Here is a 15,686-nt window from a genome sequence, read left to right on the forward strand (position 1 = left end):
CAGGTTCTGTATCTTCACTAAGTGGAAGCGCTTTGAAAGAGGTGCCATCAGCAAACATCTCGGAGGCTTTACAGGGAAGATTGCCAGGTGTAGAAATAGGAAGATTGTCCAGCAAACCAGGTGCAGAACAGCAAATTAGAATTCGTGGGACAAGATCTTTAACCGCAAGTAATGATCCACTTATTGTGCTAGACGGCATTCCGTTCGCGGGTTCTCTATCGGATGTCAATCCGAATGATATTAAAAGTCTTGATATTCTTAAAGATGCTTCTGCTACAGCTATCTATGGATCTCGAGGTGCTAATGGGGTAATAATTATCACAACCAACCGTGGAACCAAAAATCAAAAGCCAAGGTTTTCATATAATGGATACACTGGCGTGCAAACACTGTTTTCAAAATATCCAATGATGGATGGGCCAAAATTTGAGGTTTTGAGAACTTTAGCTGATAAATTTACAAATGGACCAGATGAGAAAAGCGGTTTGAATACAGATTGGCAAGATATGTATTATAAATCAGGAATGATCACCAGTCACGACATTGGTGTTACTGCTGGTACAGACGGAGGAAGCTATAGTACAGGATTAGCATATTATAAGCAAGAAGGTTTAGTCCCATTACAATATTATGAACGTTTGTCGATGCGGGCATCTGTAGATCAACAGATTGGATCATTGTTTCGAGTAGGGGTATCAACTTATAATAATTACTCAGTTAATAATGCTAATGGGCTTAATGCGGGCAATGTTTTACAATATTCTCCAATTGGTAACCCGTATAATGAGGATGGAACAAGGAAAACAATACTGAACACCGGAGCTGATCAAAACTGGGTGTATTCCAAAGATAATCTAAACGCATTAGGTGATAGATATGTTGATAAAACAAAGGCCTTTGCTTCATATAATAATTTCTTTGGGGAGTTATCAATTCCAGGAATTAAAGGTCTGAAATATCGTTTGAATGTCGGTCTTAATTTTAGAATGACAGATTCTGGTTCTTATGTAGGTACGGGAGTTTTTAACACAAATCCGTCATCAATTTCTAGTGCTGCAATAGGTCGTTCTAATATGACACAATGGGTTTTAGAAAACTTATTAACTTATGATAGAAACTTTGGAAAACACAAAATTAACTTAACAGCTTTATATTCTGCTGAAGAGAAAAGCTTTAATTCTTCCTACATTACAGCAAAAGATGTCCCAATTGATGCGTTTCAATATTTTAATTTAGGACATGCCCAAGGAGAAGTAACCATTGATCCAAAAAATCAAAATTATTATAAAACTGGTTTAATATCTTGGATGGGTCGCTTTATGTATCAGTACGATAACAAATATATGATAACGGCTACAATGCGATCTGATGCGGCTTCCGTTCTCGCTCCAGGTAACAAATGGCATACATATCCAGCGATTTCTGCAGGATGGAATGCTAAAAATGAATCTTTTCTTGTTGATAGCAAATATATTAGCCAATTAAAATTCAGAGTAGGTTATGGTGAAACTTCTAATCAAGCGGTAGGTCCATACTCTACATGGGGATTATTATCCACAGTTCCTTATAATTTTGGAGATTCTGGGACAGATTCTTACACCGTAGGTAATTATGTAACACAATTACCAAATGCAGATTTGGGATGGGAGTTTTCAGAAACTTGGAATTATGGTATTGACTTTGGCTTCTTTAATAATAGATTAACAGGGACTGTAGAATATTATAACACGCAGACAAAAGATATTCTATTATCTAAGCAACTTCCACCAACTGCTGGCGCAGAGAGAGTAACGACAAATGTAGGACGTACCGAAAATAAAGGACTTGAAATTTCATTGAATGGTGTTATCTTTAATAATAATGATTTTGGTTGGGATGTAGGTGTTAATTTCTATTCAAACAAAAACAAAATTGTTGCACTGAACTCTGATCAATTAAGAGACGAAGGTAACTTGTGGTTTGTAGGACATAACATTAATGCAATTTTTGATTATCAAAATATTGGATTATGGCAAAATGGGGATCCTTATTTAAGTGTCCTTGAGCCAGGAGGCAACGTCGGGATGATTAAAGTTCTATATACTGGCGCTTATAATGCAGATGGTACACCTGTTAGAGCGATAGGTACAGAAGATTTGCAGGTAATTGATACGGATCCAGATTGGCAAGGAGGTTTTAGCTCAAAATGGAGATACAAAAATTTTGACCTTGGTGTTGTAGGAGGCTTCCAGCATGGAGGTGTTTTAATAAGTACACTTTATGGTTCTTCTAGTTATCTTAATATGTTGAACGGTAGAAGAGGACAAGTAGATGTCAACTATTGGACCGAAGAAAATCCAAATGTGAGATATCCTAAACCAGGAGGCATTACAAGTAATGATAATCCTAAATATGGATCGACATTGGGTTATTTTGATGCATCTTATTTAAAGATTCGTACCATTACATTAGGTTATAATTTCGAAAAAGATTTTCTTGAAAACTTAAAATTAAGCAGCTTACGCATATATGCAACCGTTCAGAATCCGTTTGTATTTTTCTCACCATACCATAAAGAATCAGGCATGGATCCAGAGCCAAACTCAAGAGGTAATGAAAACCAAGCCGTCAATACAGCTTTCAAATCCCGACAATTAGTGATTGGAGCAACCAATCCTTCCACTCGTAATTTTTTAATGGGTATTAGTTTAACTTTCTAAACGACCGAGTCATGATTAACATTAATAAAAAATTAGTTCTAGGTGTGCTTTTAGCCTCCTTAACCCTTACCACAGCGTGTAATGATATCCTAGATGAAGAGCCAAAAGGGATATATACACCCGAAGATTTTTATACTGAAAGAGGAATTCAGCAAGGTGTTACAGCATTGTACCGCCATTTGAGATTGCTTTATGGTAATGGATATTACATGAGTACAACTATGGGCGGGACAGATGAGTTGACCTATGCCCAGAGTGCCGATAATAATTTTAAAGATTTAGACTTCTCAGGTGTCGGCAATTTAACACCAAGTTCTTTCCCTTCTAGTATGGTTTGGGCAGCTGTTTTTCCATACATTAATACTGCTAATGGCATTATTCAAAATGGTCCTACAGTCGGAATTAAAGAAAGTCTAATTTCGGAAGCTAGATTTTTCAGAGCTTTTGATTATTTCTTATTAGTACAGACTTATGGTGGCGTGCCATTAGATTTAGGCTCTGGAGATTTAAAATTTAACATCAGCGCATCAACATCTTCGAAACGTAATACTGTGTCAGAAGTTTATACCAAAGCTATTTTTCCAGATTTATTAACGGCTATTGATAATCTACCTATTAGCCCGCGTGTGACAGGAGGTGTTACAAAAAATGTTGCAAGATTATATTTAGCAAAAGCTTATTTAACTTATGCTTGGTGGTTGCAAAATCCCAATAACATTCCAACTTATCCCGAAACTTCAAGAACAGATCCCAACGGACAATCAGCACAATGGTATTTTCAGCAGGCTTATGATGTGGCTTTAGAAGCTATTAATAATCCAGGACCATTAGGATTACACCATATTTTTGCAAACGAACATCATTATGGACCAGAACCTTGGGGAGATTATCCTGGAGCAAGACCAGATTGGACGCCTGTATATTATCACAAAGCAGATGCTAACGGATTAGGTTTTGATAGAACAATGTCGGGAAGTAATGCCGTGTCACAGTACAATTCTCCTCTTAAGGAAATCTACAATAATATCAACACAACGCCAGAAAACCTCTTGTTATGGTTTCATCATGTGCCTTGGGATTATCAAATGAAAAATAACAAATCCATGTGGGATAATCTGGCGTACAAATATGATAAAGGTGTAAAAGGTGTAATAACTTATCAAAAAATTTGGGATCAAGTAGAATCGTATGTTGATAAAGAGCGATTTTTTGCGGTACAGTCTAAACTAAAAATCCAAGCTAAAGATGCTTTTTGGTGGAAAGATGCGTGCTTGTTGTATTTTCAAGGTTTTTCTAAAATGCCAATTCCTTATGATATAGAACGACCAATCCATGAGCTAGAAGATCTTAAAAAAATAAAGCTTAATATGAAACATCATAATTAATTATTAATATCAAATCTGTATAAAAATGATTAAAAGTAAAATCTCTCATAATCTTGAGAGATTTTTTTATAATTTGATTCAGAACTTTTATTCAAAAAGTGAAATCTAACAAAATAAGAACTAATTCGCGCGCGAAGGATAGTAGCGGATATCCTTTTTGTAAGCTTGGGAAAGTATGGTACAAAAAGATAGCAGCGGATAGCCTGACCCAAGTTGTGGGAAAAGCTTTGGCGAGGGACGCGCCCTAAAAATAAGATTTGATAAAGCGTAATTTGTGCGTATGTTTGTTTTGCTCCTTGTTGAAAATCCCCAAAGAGTCCAAATGGTCGATGCGAACTTTGCCGTGTGCATGGATAATTTTTTGATTTTCTAAAACGATGCCGACATGTACGATTTTCCCCTCCGAGTTTTCGAAAAAGGCGAGGTCGCCAGGTTGGGCCTCTTCTAGAAAAGTCAATGGCTCGCCACTTTCGGCTTGTTGTGAAGCGTCACGAAGAATTTTGAGGTCGTGGATTTTGTAAATCATCTGCGTAAAACCGCTGCAATCCAACCCGAAAAAGCTCTTGCCACCCCACAAATAAGGAACATTAAGAAATTCTTTGGCGCAAATGACAATGCTCTCGCGCTTGTCAGCACTGCGCGTGACGATGGGGGTTTTGTAAGTAACCTCCGAACCTAAAGACAAAAGAATATTGCCATTGTCTGTGGCTGCAGCGTCGAAAGTTTCTGTGATATAATTGGTTTTTCGGGTGTTGAGATATGTCTCGGAAACGGGTGTTATTTGTTTGGTGTCCATCCAGCCTTCGTAGCCATCGTAATGCATTTTGATTTTGGTAAAGTTGTTTTTCACTTCCAAAATGTCGGCAGATTCGCCAAAAAGCATTTGTGTGACCATCTCGCTACGGTCAGTATTTTCGGCCCTTACTGGTGCTATGGATACATTACAAATTCCTTTTTCCATTATTTTTTTCTGATTAAATGAATACCGTCTCGCAAAGGTAAGATTAGATTTTCGAAATCGGGGTCTTCGGTCACGATTTTATTAACCAATTTTATCTGTTGTGTAGCTTTTTTGTTAGGATGTTCTTCCAAAACTTTGCCATACCAAAGTACATTGTCAATTAGGATAATGCTTCCAGATTTTAATTTTGGTTTTATAAGTTGAAGGTAATTTTCGTAATTTTCTTTGTCCGCATCAATGAATACCAAATCCCAGATAATATCTAAATTCTTAATTGTATGTGCTGCGTCGCCTAATATAAATTCGATTTGGGATGCATAGTCACTTTGTTGGAAATATTTTTGAGGAATATAAGCTAGGTCTTCGTTTTTGTCCAAAGTATAAATTTTTCCATCTTCGGAAAGCCCTTCTGCCAAACAAAGTGTAGCGTAACCAGTAAAAGTGCCGATTTCCAAAATGTTTTTTGGCGTAATCATTTTGGAAAGGATACTTAGTAATCGTCCTTGCAAATAGCCCGAAATCATGTGTGGCTGCGTTGTTTTTTGATAAGTTTCTTTACGCAGTTTTTTCAGGATGTCTGGTTCGGTGGAAGCGTGCGCTTCGAGATAACGATCCATAGGTAGGTCAAGTTCTTCGAAATAGCTCATTGCTTAAGGTTCAAAGTTTAAAAAAATTAAAAATCAAAGTTAAGATTATTTAAACAAAAAAACCTTGTCAAAGCGACAAGGTTTTATAGATTTTAGAAATTATGAAAATCCCATTATTTCTTAACTGGTGCGATGTCCATCAACTTCATAAACTCGTCTAACTTCGGCATGATGATGATTTCTGTTCTACGGTTTTCTGCACGTCCAGATACAGAAGCATTGGTCGTTTTAGGATTGTATTCTGATCTACCTCCAGCTGTAATTCTGTTCGGGTTAACACCGAATTGTGTTTGCAGAATCTTCGCTACAGCAGTTGCTCTAAGTGCGGAAAGATCCCAATTGTCTCTCGGTACGGATGCGCTGTTAAGTGTTGCGTTATCTGTGTTGCCTTCGATTAATACAGAATATGTGTCATAATCGTTGATAACTTTAGCAACTTTTCCTAAAACATCTTGCGCTGCTGGCAATACATCGAATTTACCAGTTTGGTATAGCATTTTATCCGACAGGGAAATCATTACAACACCTTTCAGTACTTTAACGTCAACATCTTGATCTGCGATATTGTCTAAAGAACGTTTTAGTTTGTTAGACAATGCCATATTCAAACTATCATTTTTAGAATTTGTAGAGATCAATTGCTTGATGTATTTGTTAGAAGCATTAATTTCTCCAACTAGCTTGTCAATGTTGGTGGAGCTTTTTCCAGAATTGCTAAGGCACGCATCAAGACTAGATTTTAATGCATTATTTTGTCCCATTAGCAAGTCGTTTTGGCTTTGTAATCCAGAGTTTTTGGAAGTTAAATCTTGGATTTGTCTTTGTCTATCAGCGGCGTCGTTAACACATTGTTGATAGTTAAGGTTAAGGGCGTCGAATTGCTTTTTACTCACACACGATGTTGCAGTAATAGCCATTGCAGTGACACCAAGAATTTTAAATAATCTCATAGTTATGATTTTAAGAATTTGTCAAATTTACAAAATGCTTTTAAATAAAGGCTTATCTTTGCTTTGATTATAACGTAAAACTTAGTAATACATTTTGCTTAGTTCCTTTAATTTTAGCCAATCATTAAAAAAGCTTCTTCCACAAGCGCAGCAAAAAACATTCCTTTTAGCCGCGAGTGGTGGCGTGGACTCTATGGTTTTGCTGGATTTGTGCCATCAGTTGCAACTTAATTTTGAAGTGGCGCATGTTAACTATCATCTTAGAAATGAGGATTCTAAGCTCGATATGCAACTGGTTGAAAATTGGTGCTCCGAAAAAAAAATAAAATTTCATCTTTACGAGGTTTCACAAAAAGATAACCAACCAAAAAATTCAATTGAGAATTGGGCGCGCGACATTCGGTACAGATTTTTTAATAAAATTTTAATAAAAAATAATATCGATTTTGTAATTACGGCGCATCATCTTAATGACAGATTGGAAACTTTTATCATTAATCTATCCAAAGCTTCTGGCCTGAAAGGCTTAAAATCTATTCCAGAAAAAACAGAAAAAATTCTGCGTCCTTTATTGGATTTTTCACGACAAGAGATTGAAGATTATGCCAAACAGCATCAAATAATTTTTCGCGAAGATTATACCAATGCAGAAAATATTTATGTAAGAAACAAAATCAGAAATCAGATAGCGCCTTTGTTGAAAGAACTTAACAAAGATTTTCTAGAAAATTTTAAAACCTCACTCGAGATTATAAAAGATTCTAAAAACTTTATTGACCAACAAATTGATTTAGTTTTTGAAACGATTAAAATTCCGCATGATGAACTTTTAATTCTTAATCAAACCGAACTGGCTTTACAAACCGACTTTGTAAAATATGAAATCCTGAATCGCTTCGGAATGACAAGTTCGACAGAAATTAAAAAATTGATAACAGCCGAGAAAGGGAAAATTTTCTTTACACATTCTCATCAGTTTTCTGTGGGAAGACAAGAGATTTTAGTGCAAGAACTGAAAGAAGAAATCGAAGTTGTTGAAGAATTTATTTTAGAAACAACTATAGTGTCTGATGCGGAAATTTTGGTTTCGGTTCCTGAAAATTTTAAAAATCCGTTTTGGGAATTTGATGCTGAAAAAATTGTTCTGCCTTTAAAATTAAGACCACTAAAAATCGGTGATATTTTTTCTCCAAAAGGAATGAAAGGGAAAAAGAAAGTTTCAAAATTTTTGCGCGACGAAAAATTAAGTATTAGCGATGCTGCTGCTGTTCGGGTTTTGGTGGATGCTGAAGATCAAATTCTCGGTGTTTTTCCATTGCGACAATCTCAGCATTTTATTATTTCTGATAAAACAAATCAAACTTTAAAATTAATTTGATATCATATATTGGTATTTTTTTGTTTTGTGTTAATTTTTATTGCTTTTGAATAAAGAATTATGCTGTGATTAACATATTTTAATACTAGGTATGAAAATTGTAGTTCTGTTTTTAAGACATTTTCTAGTCTTATGAATTTCAATATTTGTTAATCTTAAAAATGTAATGCTATGGCAGATTTTCAACCCAATGCAAGAGGTGATTCTAAAGTGAGAACCCGCAAAAATCTAGTGAAAATGGATATGACGCCCATGGTTGATTTGGGCTTTCTATTGATTTCTTTTTTCATGTTTACGACCAATTTTTCCAAACCCAATGTTGTGGATCTTAGCCTTCCTGCTACGACCCAATCGGAAAGAAATGAGATTGATCTTAGCAATTCTATCACCTTAATTTTAGGTGAAGGCAACCGTGTTTTTTATCATCAATTGGATCAAAAATCCTTGACTCCCAATCTTCTGAAAGAAGTGTCTTATGATAAATTTGGTTTAACAAACTTAATAGAAAAAGCCAAAAAAGCAGCTAAGAATCCAAGCATCTTTACCATCATTATTAAACCGACAGATGATGCCAATTACAAAAACTTCGTTGATGCACTCGACGAAATGGCACTGACCAAAAGTCAACATTATGGCATCGCAGATATGCGAGAGTGGGAAACCAAAATCTATGATGACAAACTAAAGTAACCTTGAGACATTTCTCAAGGTTTTTGTTTTAAAATTGATTTATAAAATAATTCGTCTTGTATTTATTGATAAAAACGTCTTTTTTATATATTTTAGAGCAAAAATATAATTTATGAAAAAGCTGGTTTCTTTTTTGGCTTTAGTTGCGATAATCGCTTGTAAGAAGACAGACGAAACGACACATAAAAAGACAGATTCTTTAGAAATAATAGATTCCATTAACGCTGTAAGACAAAAGATTAACGATAGTATCCTGAGCCATAATCGATACAAAGATCTGGAAGGCGAACATGTTTTAACGCATAATATGATTAAAGGTCAAGGGAAAATCAGTTTCAAAAAAATAGGTAAAGACCAATACGAAATGGATGGTTTTCAAGAGTCTGGCAAAAATTATATTAAAATAAAAGGAACGGGAGAGATGATTTCTAAAAATAATCTGAGATTCCATGGACGGATAGAACAAAGAATCCAGGATTACGAAAACGGAATGCTCGATGTCAGAAGTGGCGAGAAAATCTTTTATACAAAAGATGATGGCAAAAGTTTTAAATTACATGATGCTGTTAACCAAGCGGGTTTTCCAGATCAAATCTATATAAAATTTTAAAAAATGCTCAATTACGAAATTTCAGGAAAAGGCAAAGAAACGTTGATTTTACTTCATGGTTTTATGGAGAATTTGACGATTTGGGATGATATGGTGCCGAGTTTGTCCAAAGACTTTCAGTTGGTAAAAGTGGATCTTCCTGGATTTGGAAAGTCAAAACCTACAGCAGAAATACAAACGATGGAATCCATGGCGGAAGATGTTAAAACATTGGTTGAACATTTGGATTTAGAAAAATTCCATCTTTTAGGACATTCTATGGGCGGTTATATCAGTTTGGCTTTTGCTGAAAAATATCCCGATTTTTTGAAAAGTTTTACTTTGTTTTTCTCAACTTATTTTGAAGATGATGCAGAAAAAAAGAAAATTCGTGAAAAAAGTCTTCGAGTGATTAAAGAGAATTACCAAGCTTATGCGGCTGCTGGGATACCAAATCTTTTTGGTCCCGAAGCTAGAAAATTAAAAAAAGATAAAATAGAACTTGCCAAGCAAATTGCTTATTCTGCAGATATAGAAGGTGTTTTGGGCTGTACGAAAGGAATGATCCTTCGTCCTGACCGCAAGTCTGTTTTAGAAAATTTTGACGGCAAAATCCTATTGTTGGCGGGAAGATTTGATAACGCTGTTAATGCTACAAAGACGATTGCAGAACTTCCAGAACGTGACAATATCAAAGCCTATCTTTTGGATTGTGGACACAACGGACATTGGGAAAAACCAAGCATTTGTGCCGAGATTATTAATACAGAATTGCTGAATGAAATATAATCTCCCGAATATCACCTCGGTTCGATTTTTTCTAGCCCTGTTGGTGGTTTTGTTTCATGTCATGCAATTTGCTGAAAAACGCGGTTTTCCGAGCAATACAGATTGGGCGATTCTCAACAAAGGTACAGAAGCTGTTTTTGCATTTTTTTCGTTGAGTGGTTTTTTAATCATCAGAAACCTTTATCTCGAAAAGTTGAATACGGGAAGTGTGTCTATCAAAGATTTTTATAAACGAAGAATTTTCAGGATTTTCCCTTTGTATTATGCGGTTCTTATTTTCGGATTGTTGTATTACAATGTCATTTTGCCCTATTTTGGCTTCGAGATAGAAAGACTTTATTCTTATACTGAAGCGATATTGTTGGGCGGCACTTTTTTCTCTAATATTCTTAAAACCTATCAGCCAGGCGGCATTATAGAAGTTCTTTGGTCTATTGGTATTGAAGAACAATTTTACATTCTGATTGCCCCTTGTTTTTTAATTTTCTCTAAAAAGAATATTGTTTGGTTACTCGCTGTTTTTAGTATCGTCTATTTTATATTGTACAACTTTGACGTTATTGAATTTCTGAAGAAGTATGTGATGTATTTTTATTTCTTTTCAATGAGTGGGCTTTTTGCGATTTTTACCATTCAATATCCGAATTATAAAATCCCGAATTGGATTAAAATATCGATTTACGCTTTTGTATTATTTTACTTTTTTTCGGATTGGATTTTAGAAAACACGGCAGAATGGATGTATCAATTGATAAGTACACTTTTGTTTCCTTTGATGATTATTAGTTTAATAAGTCAACCGATTTCTTTTTTAGAAAATAAAACGCTAAAATACTTCGGAAAAATCTCTTACGGAATCTACATGCTTCATGCCATCGTTATGCAGATTGTAGGATTTATGGTTTTAAAATTTATTCCGTTTGAGGCGATTAATCCAAATCTATTTATCATTAGTTTTACGTTTGCAAATATAATTTTGACTTTGATATTTGCTCATATTTCCTATCAATATTTTGAAAAATTTTTCCTGAAATTAGGAAACAAAAAAGAGGACTAAAAATCCTCTTTTTCTATAATGTTTTTAAAATCTTCGATAGTATCTTCTATACTTTTAAAGTATTTTCCGCCAGATGCGTTGATGTGTCCACCGCCGTTGAAGTGTTTTCTTGCCAACTGATTGGTGTCGACATCATCTTTGGATCGGAAAGATATTTTGATGAAATCTTCATAAAGATCTTCCATGAAAAACACGGACATTCTCGTCCCAGAAATACTTAATCCGTAATTAACAAATCCTTCGGTGTCACCTTTTTCGAATCCTAACGCTTTCAGCTCCTCACGTTTTAACCACATAATGGCAACTTTTCCATCGTTTACAACTTCAATACGGCTAAGAACGAGCGATAACAAATTGAGTCTAGAAATGGTGTTGTTATCCCAAGTGTTACTAGAAATTTTTGCGGGATCTGCACCTTTTTCGATAAGATTAGCAACAATTCTGTGTGTTGTAGCACTTGTTGACCGAAATCTGAAACCTCCAGTATCCGTCATAATACCTGTATAAAGACATTCTGCGATATCTTGATTAACCAAATCTTCTTCTTCTAAAGCCTGAATAAAATGATAAACCATTTGACAAGTCGCTGGCACATTGGTGTCGGAATAAACAAAATCAAATTGTTCTGGCATTTGGTGATGGTCAATCAATATTTTTTTTGCTCTTGATTTATAAATCCAATCTCCAATAATTCCTGCACGAACCGTGGCATTGTAATCCAAACAAAAAATAACATCTGCATTATAAATGGCTTCTCCAGCTTGTTTTCTTTTGTATTCTCCAATGATTGTTTTTTTTGCTTCGGGCATCCATTTTAAAAATTTCGGGAAATCATTTGGCGTAATAACCGTTGCATCAATACCTTTTGCTGCAAGAAAATGTTTGAGTCCAAGACTGGAACCTATAGCATCGCCGTCTGGATTATGATGTGTCGTGATGACAATATTTTTATCGGGAGAAAGTAGTTGTTTTATAGATGAAAGTTCGGAGTCGCTGAACATGATTTTTTAATTTATAAGATTGCAAAGGTAATCAAATTCTATAGTTTTATTTTAACAAAGCATTTTTTGTAAAAAAATAGGTCTCAAATTTTGAAGTCTATTTGGTCGTTACTTTTTTTGTTTGTGCCTTAATATTTTAAATTCTTTTATTAAACATATTTCGTGATTCTCGATTTATAAATCCTTAACTTTGCAAATCTTAAAAGAATAAAAATGCACAAAGCAGGATTTGTAAACATAGTTGGTAAGCCAAATGCAGGAAAATCAACACTTCTCAATCAATTGATGGGCGAGAAGTTGGCGATTGTAACCCAAAAGGCACAAACCACAAGACATAGAATTTTCGGAATTTATAATGAAGAAGATTTGCAAATTGTTTTTTCTGACACGCCAGGCGTTTTGGATCCCAAATATGGTTTACAAGAAAAAATGATGGATTTTGTTAAAGAAAGTCTTCAGGATGCTGACGTATTCTTGTTTATTGTAGATGCTTTGGATAAAGAGGAACCGTCCGAATTTTTAATAGATAAACTAAATAAAATCCCAGTTCCTGTTTTATTGTTACTAAACAAAGTTGACCTTAGTAACCAAGCTGAATTGGAAGCAAAAGTAGAATATTGGCATAACAAAATTCCGAAAGCGGAGATCTTACCAGTTTCTGCGCTTAAAGCTTATAATACAGAATATATTCTTCCGAAACTGAAATCGCTTTTACCAGAAAATCCACCTTATTACGATAAAGATCAATTTACAGACAAGTCAGAACGTTTTTTTGTGAACGAATGTATTCGTGAGAAAATCCTTTTGAATTATGATAAAGAAATTCCTTATTCTGTAGAAGTTGTCACGGAGATTTTCAAAGAAAAAGAAGGCGTTATCTTAATCGATTCTATTATATATGTAGAACGCGATTCGCAAAAAGGAATTATCATAGGTCACAAAGGAGATGCGATAAAAAAAGTAGGTACAGAGGCAAGAATAGATTTAGAAAAATTCTTTGGAAAAAAAATCCATCTTAATCTTTTTGTAAAAGTGAAAAAAGATTGGAGAAAAAACGAACGTGATCTCAAAAATTTCGGTTACAGATAGGCCTTTTGGAACTTATTTTGTAGCTTTGGCTAAAAACGATCCCAAAAAACATACTAATGAAACTTATTTCATCCGAAACTAATCCTAGCTTAGTTAATGTAGCAGCGCTTATCCTTCGCCTTTTTGTAGGTTTTTCAATGTTGACGCATGGTTATCCGAAATTAGAGAAATTAATGGGTAATGGCGAAATTCAGTTTATGGATTTCTTAGGATTGGGACCAATTATTACTTTGGTTTTAGTAGTCATTGCAGAAGTTATATGTTCCGTATTTATAATACTAGGTTTTTTAACGAGATTTGCAAGTTCGGTTCTCATCATGACCATGTTGATTGCTATATTTATGGCGCATGGCGCAGATCCATATTCAGGTAAAGAGATGGCGGTTTTATACCTTTTCCATTATATCGTTTTGATGCTTATTGGGCCAGGACGATTCTCAATAGATCAATTATTTACAAAAAAGAAAATTCGTTACTAGATAAGGTAACGAATTTTTTATTTCTGACTGCAACTTCCGAAAATTGCATCGGCACCAAAATAAAATATAGCCAACCAAACTAAGCCTTTTGCGGTGAAAAATATCAATCCGCCAATGCCAACTCTTTTGAACCAAAGTTTCAATTTGGAGTTTTTATTATCGTTTTGTTCCATTAAAAATTTTTAACAAATTTAAAACTTGGAATTCATTTAAACAAGTTATTTAGATTTAATGTAAATAATTAACAAACAATGGTTAGTTTGTTTCTGTGCCCATTATTATTGACTTTTTGTGGATTTCTGTTGTATGATTTTTATTTTTGAAACATGATTTTTGTTAGGATTTGAAAATTATTGTCTATTTTAGCCAAAGACAAATCAAATATAATAATGAATACACAAGACCAATTTTCAATTCAGAAATCATTGGAGAATTTAGGAATCAATGCCAAGAACTTAGGAAGCTCTACAGGTGTTGATTTTTTTGCATCAGGAGAAATTATCAAAAGTTATACGCCGACAGATGGACAAGAGATAGCATCTATTGCGACAAGCTCGGAGGCGGATTATGACAAGGTTATTGCAAAAGCGGAGAAGGCTTTTTTAGAATTCAGACAAATACCAGCGCCTAAAAGAGGAGAAATTGTAAGACAATTTGGAGAAAAATTAAGACATTATAAAGATGACTTAGGAAAGTTAGTGTCTTATGAAATGGGGAAATCTCTACAAGAAGGACTTGGTGAAGTGCAAGAAATGATTGATATCTGTGACTTTGCTGTTGGATTATCCAGACAACTTCATGGCTTTACTATGCATTCAGAAAGACCTGGACATCGTATGTACGAGCAATATCATCCACTAGGAATTGTTGGGATTATCTCAGCATTCAATTTTCCAGTAGCTGTATGGAGTTGGAATACCACGCTTGCGTGGATTGCAGGAAATGTTTGTATCTGGAAACCTTCAGAAAAAACGCCTCTATGTGCGATTGCTTGTCAAAATATTATCGCAGAAGTTATCAAAGAAAACAATTTGCCAGAAGGGATTTCTAATCTTATCGTTGCGGATCATGTAATTGGTGACAAAATGGTGAATGATAAAAAAGTAGCACTTATTTCTTTCACGGGATCAACAAGAGTTGGTCGCGAGGTTAACAAAAATGTTGCAGCACGTTTCGGGAAAAGTATTTTAGAATTGGGAGGTAACAATGCTATTATTATCTCTAACCAAGCCGATTTGGATATGAGTATTATTGGTGCTGTTTTTGGCGCTGTTGGTACAGCAGGGCAACGTTGTACATCAACAAGACGATTAATCATTCAGGAAGATGTTTATGATGAAGTTAAAAACAGATTGGTTAAAGCTTATGGACAACTAAAAATCGGAAACCCATTGGATCAGCACAATCATGTGGGACCGCTTATCGATAAAGATGCCGTAAATCAATATCTTAATTCCATTGAAAAATGCAAACAGGAAGGCGGCAACTTTGTTGTTGAAGGTGGTGTATTAGAAGGTGTAGGTTATGAAAGCGGTTGTTATGTAAAACCTTGTATTGCAGAAGTTGAGAATAATTTTGCAATTGTTCAACACGAGACTTTTGCACCGATTTTATATTTAATTAAATACAAAACTTTAGAAGAAGCTATTGCTTTACAAAATGATGTGCCGCAAGGTTTGAGTTCTGCTATTATGACTCAGAGTCTTAGAGAATCGGAGTTATTCCTTTCTAATGCAGGATCAGACTGCGGTATTGCCAATGTTAATATTGGGACGTCTGGTGCCGAGATTGGAGGTGCTTTCGGAGGCGAGAAAGAAACTGGTGGTGGCCGCGAAAGTGGATCCGATGCTTGGAAATATTATATGAGACGCCAGACCAATACGATCAATTATTCGACAGGATTGCCTTTGGCACAAGGAATTAAATTCGATATTTAAAATTTAACCAAATCAAACCAAAATAATTTAAATTA

At 34.9% G+C, this 15,686-nt stretch carries 14 protein-coding genes and 1 pseudogene; 10 read left to right on the forward strand and 5 right to left on the reverse strand.

The genetic code is table 11. The annotated features are described in order from the left end of the window. Nucleotides 1-8: 8 nt before the first annotated feature. Together ACVFVN_RS04720 and ACVFVN_RS04725 are read left to right on the forward strand one after the other, a co-directional pair. Nucleotides 9-2,699: pseudogene (locus ACVFVN_RS04720) on the forward strand (SusC/RagA family TonB-linked outer membrane protein); the annotation flags it as partial. Between the two features lie 11 nt (nt 2,700-2,710). Then, complete coding sequence (locus ACVFVN_RS04725) at nt 2,711-4,084, forward strand: RagB/SusD family nutrient uptake outer membrane protein (RefSeq protein WP_456234400.1); 1,374 nt, start codon at nt 2,711-2,713, stop codon at nt 4,082-4,084. Between the two features lie 244 nt (nt 4,085-4,328). Here the strand turns inward: ACVFVN_RS04725 and ACVFVN_RS04730 are convergent, their stop codons facing one another. The 3 genes from ACVFVN_RS04730 to ACVFVN_RS04740 form a co-directional block, all read right to left on the reverse strand. Then, a complete protein-coding gene (locus ACVFVN_RS04730) occupies nt 4,329-5,045 on the reverse strand; it encodes a C40 family peptidase (RefSeq protein WP_456234401.1) in 717 nt (238 codons plus the stop codon). Next, entirely contained in the window at nt 5,045-5,692 is a 648-nt protein-coding gene (locus tag ACVFVN_RS04735; RefSeq protein WP_456234402.1) for an O-methyltransferase, read from the reverse strand. The genes ACVFVN_RS04730 and ACVFVN_RS04735 overlap by 1 nt, the downstream gene beginning before the upstream one ends. Before the next feature lie 113 nt (nt 5,693-5,805). Continuing rightward, entirely contained in the window at nt 5,806-6,642 is an 837-nt protein-coding gene (locus ACVFVN_RS04740) for an OmpA/MotB family protein (protein ID WP_165130735.1), read from the reverse strand. Between the two features lie 94 nt (nt 6,643-6,736). On the opposite strand from ACVFVN_RS04740, the gene tilS reads away from it, so the two are divergent. The 5 genes from tilS to ACVFVN_RS04765 all read left to right on the forward strand — a co-directional run bounded on the left by tilS (nt 6,737) and on the right by ACVFVN_RS04765 (nt 11,145). Then, nucleotides 6,737-8,020 (forward strand): tRNA lysidine(34) synthetase TilS, encoded by a 1,284-nt coding sequence (gene tilS, locus ACVFVN_RS04745; RefSeq protein ID WP_456234403.1) that lies wholly within the window; start codon nt 6,737-6,739, stop codon nt 8,018-8,020. A gap of 171 nt (nt 8,021-8,191) precedes the next feature. Beyond that, nucleotides 8,192-8,710, forward strand: coding sequence for an ExbD/TolR family protein (locus tag ACVFVN_RS04750; RefSeq protein WP_456234404.1), 519 nt, complete (start codon nt 8,192-8,194; stop codon nt 8,708-8,710). A 112-nt stretch (nt 8,711-8,822) separates the two neighbouring features. Continuing rightward, on the forward strand, nt 8,823-9,320 hold the full coding sequence (locus ACVFVN_RS04755; RefSeq protein ID WP_456234405.1) for a hypothetical protein: 498 nt from the start codon (nt 8,823-8,825) through the stop codon (nt 9,318-9,320). 3 nt (nt 9,321-9,323) lie between these two features. Next, the gene (locus ACVFVN_RS04760) at nt 9,324-10,088 is read left to right on the forward strand and encodes an alpha/beta fold hydrolase (protein WP_456234406.1); all 765 of its coding nucleotides are present in this window, start codon (nt 9,324-9,326) and stop codon (nt 10,086-10,088) included. Continuing rightward, nucleotides 10,078-11,145 carry an acyltransferase family protein gene (locus tag ACVFVN_RS04765; RefSeq protein WP_456234407.1) on the forward strand — a complete coding sequence of 356 codons (1,068 nt, stop codon included), beginning with the start codon at nt 10,078-10,080 and terminating at the stop codon, nt 11,143-11,145. The genes ACVFVN_RS04760 and ACVFVN_RS04765 overlap by 11 nt, the downstream gene beginning before the upstream one ends. Here the strand turns inward: ACVFVN_RS04765 and ACVFVN_RS04770 are convergent. Further along, nucleotides 11,142-12,146: a DHH family phosphoesterase gene (locus tag ACVFVN_RS04770; protein ID WP_456234408.1), complete on the reverse strand. Its 1,005-nt coding sequence runs from the start codon at nt 12,144-12,146 to the stop codon at nt 11,142-11,144. The genes ACVFVN_RS04765 and ACVFVN_RS04770 overlap by 4 nt on opposite strands. 213 nt (nt 12,147-12,359) lie before the next feature. Between ACVFVN_RS04770 and era the strand changes: the two genes are divergently transcribed. Together era and ACVFVN_RS04780 are read left to right on the forward strand one after the other, a co-directional pair. Beyond that, nucleotides 12,360-13,235, forward strand: coding sequence for a GTPase Era (gene era, locus ACVFVN_RS04775; protein WP_165130749.1), 876 nt, complete (start codon nt 12,360-12,362; stop codon nt 13,233-13,235). Between the two features lie 56 nt (nt 13,236-13,291). Further along, a complete protein-coding gene (locus ACVFVN_RS04780) occupies nt 13,292-13,714 on the forward strand; it encodes a DoxX family protein (protein WP_456234409.1) in 423 nt (140 codons plus the stop codon). Between the two features lie 17 nt (nt 13,715-13,731). Here ACVFVN_RS04780 and ACVFVN_RS04785 read toward each other — a convergent pair whose 3' ends face one another. Continuing rightward, nucleotides 13,732-13,887, reverse strand: coding sequence for a hypothetical protein (locus ACVFVN_RS04785; protein ID WP_165130753.1), 156 nt, complete (start codon nt 13,885-13,887; stop codon nt 13,732-13,734). A gap of 216 nt (nt 13,888-14,103) precedes the next feature. Between ACVFVN_RS04785 and amaB the strand changes: the two genes are divergently transcribed. Beyond that, a complete protein-coding gene (gene amaB / locus ACVFVN_RS04790; RefSeq protein ID WP_456234410.1) occupies nt 14,104-15,651 on the forward strand; it encodes an L-piperidine-6-carboxylate dehydrogenase in 1,548 nt (515 codons plus the stop codon). Nucleotides 15,652-15,686: the final 35 nt, after the last annotated feature.

This window comes from Soonwooa purpurea, from assembly GCF_053891095.1.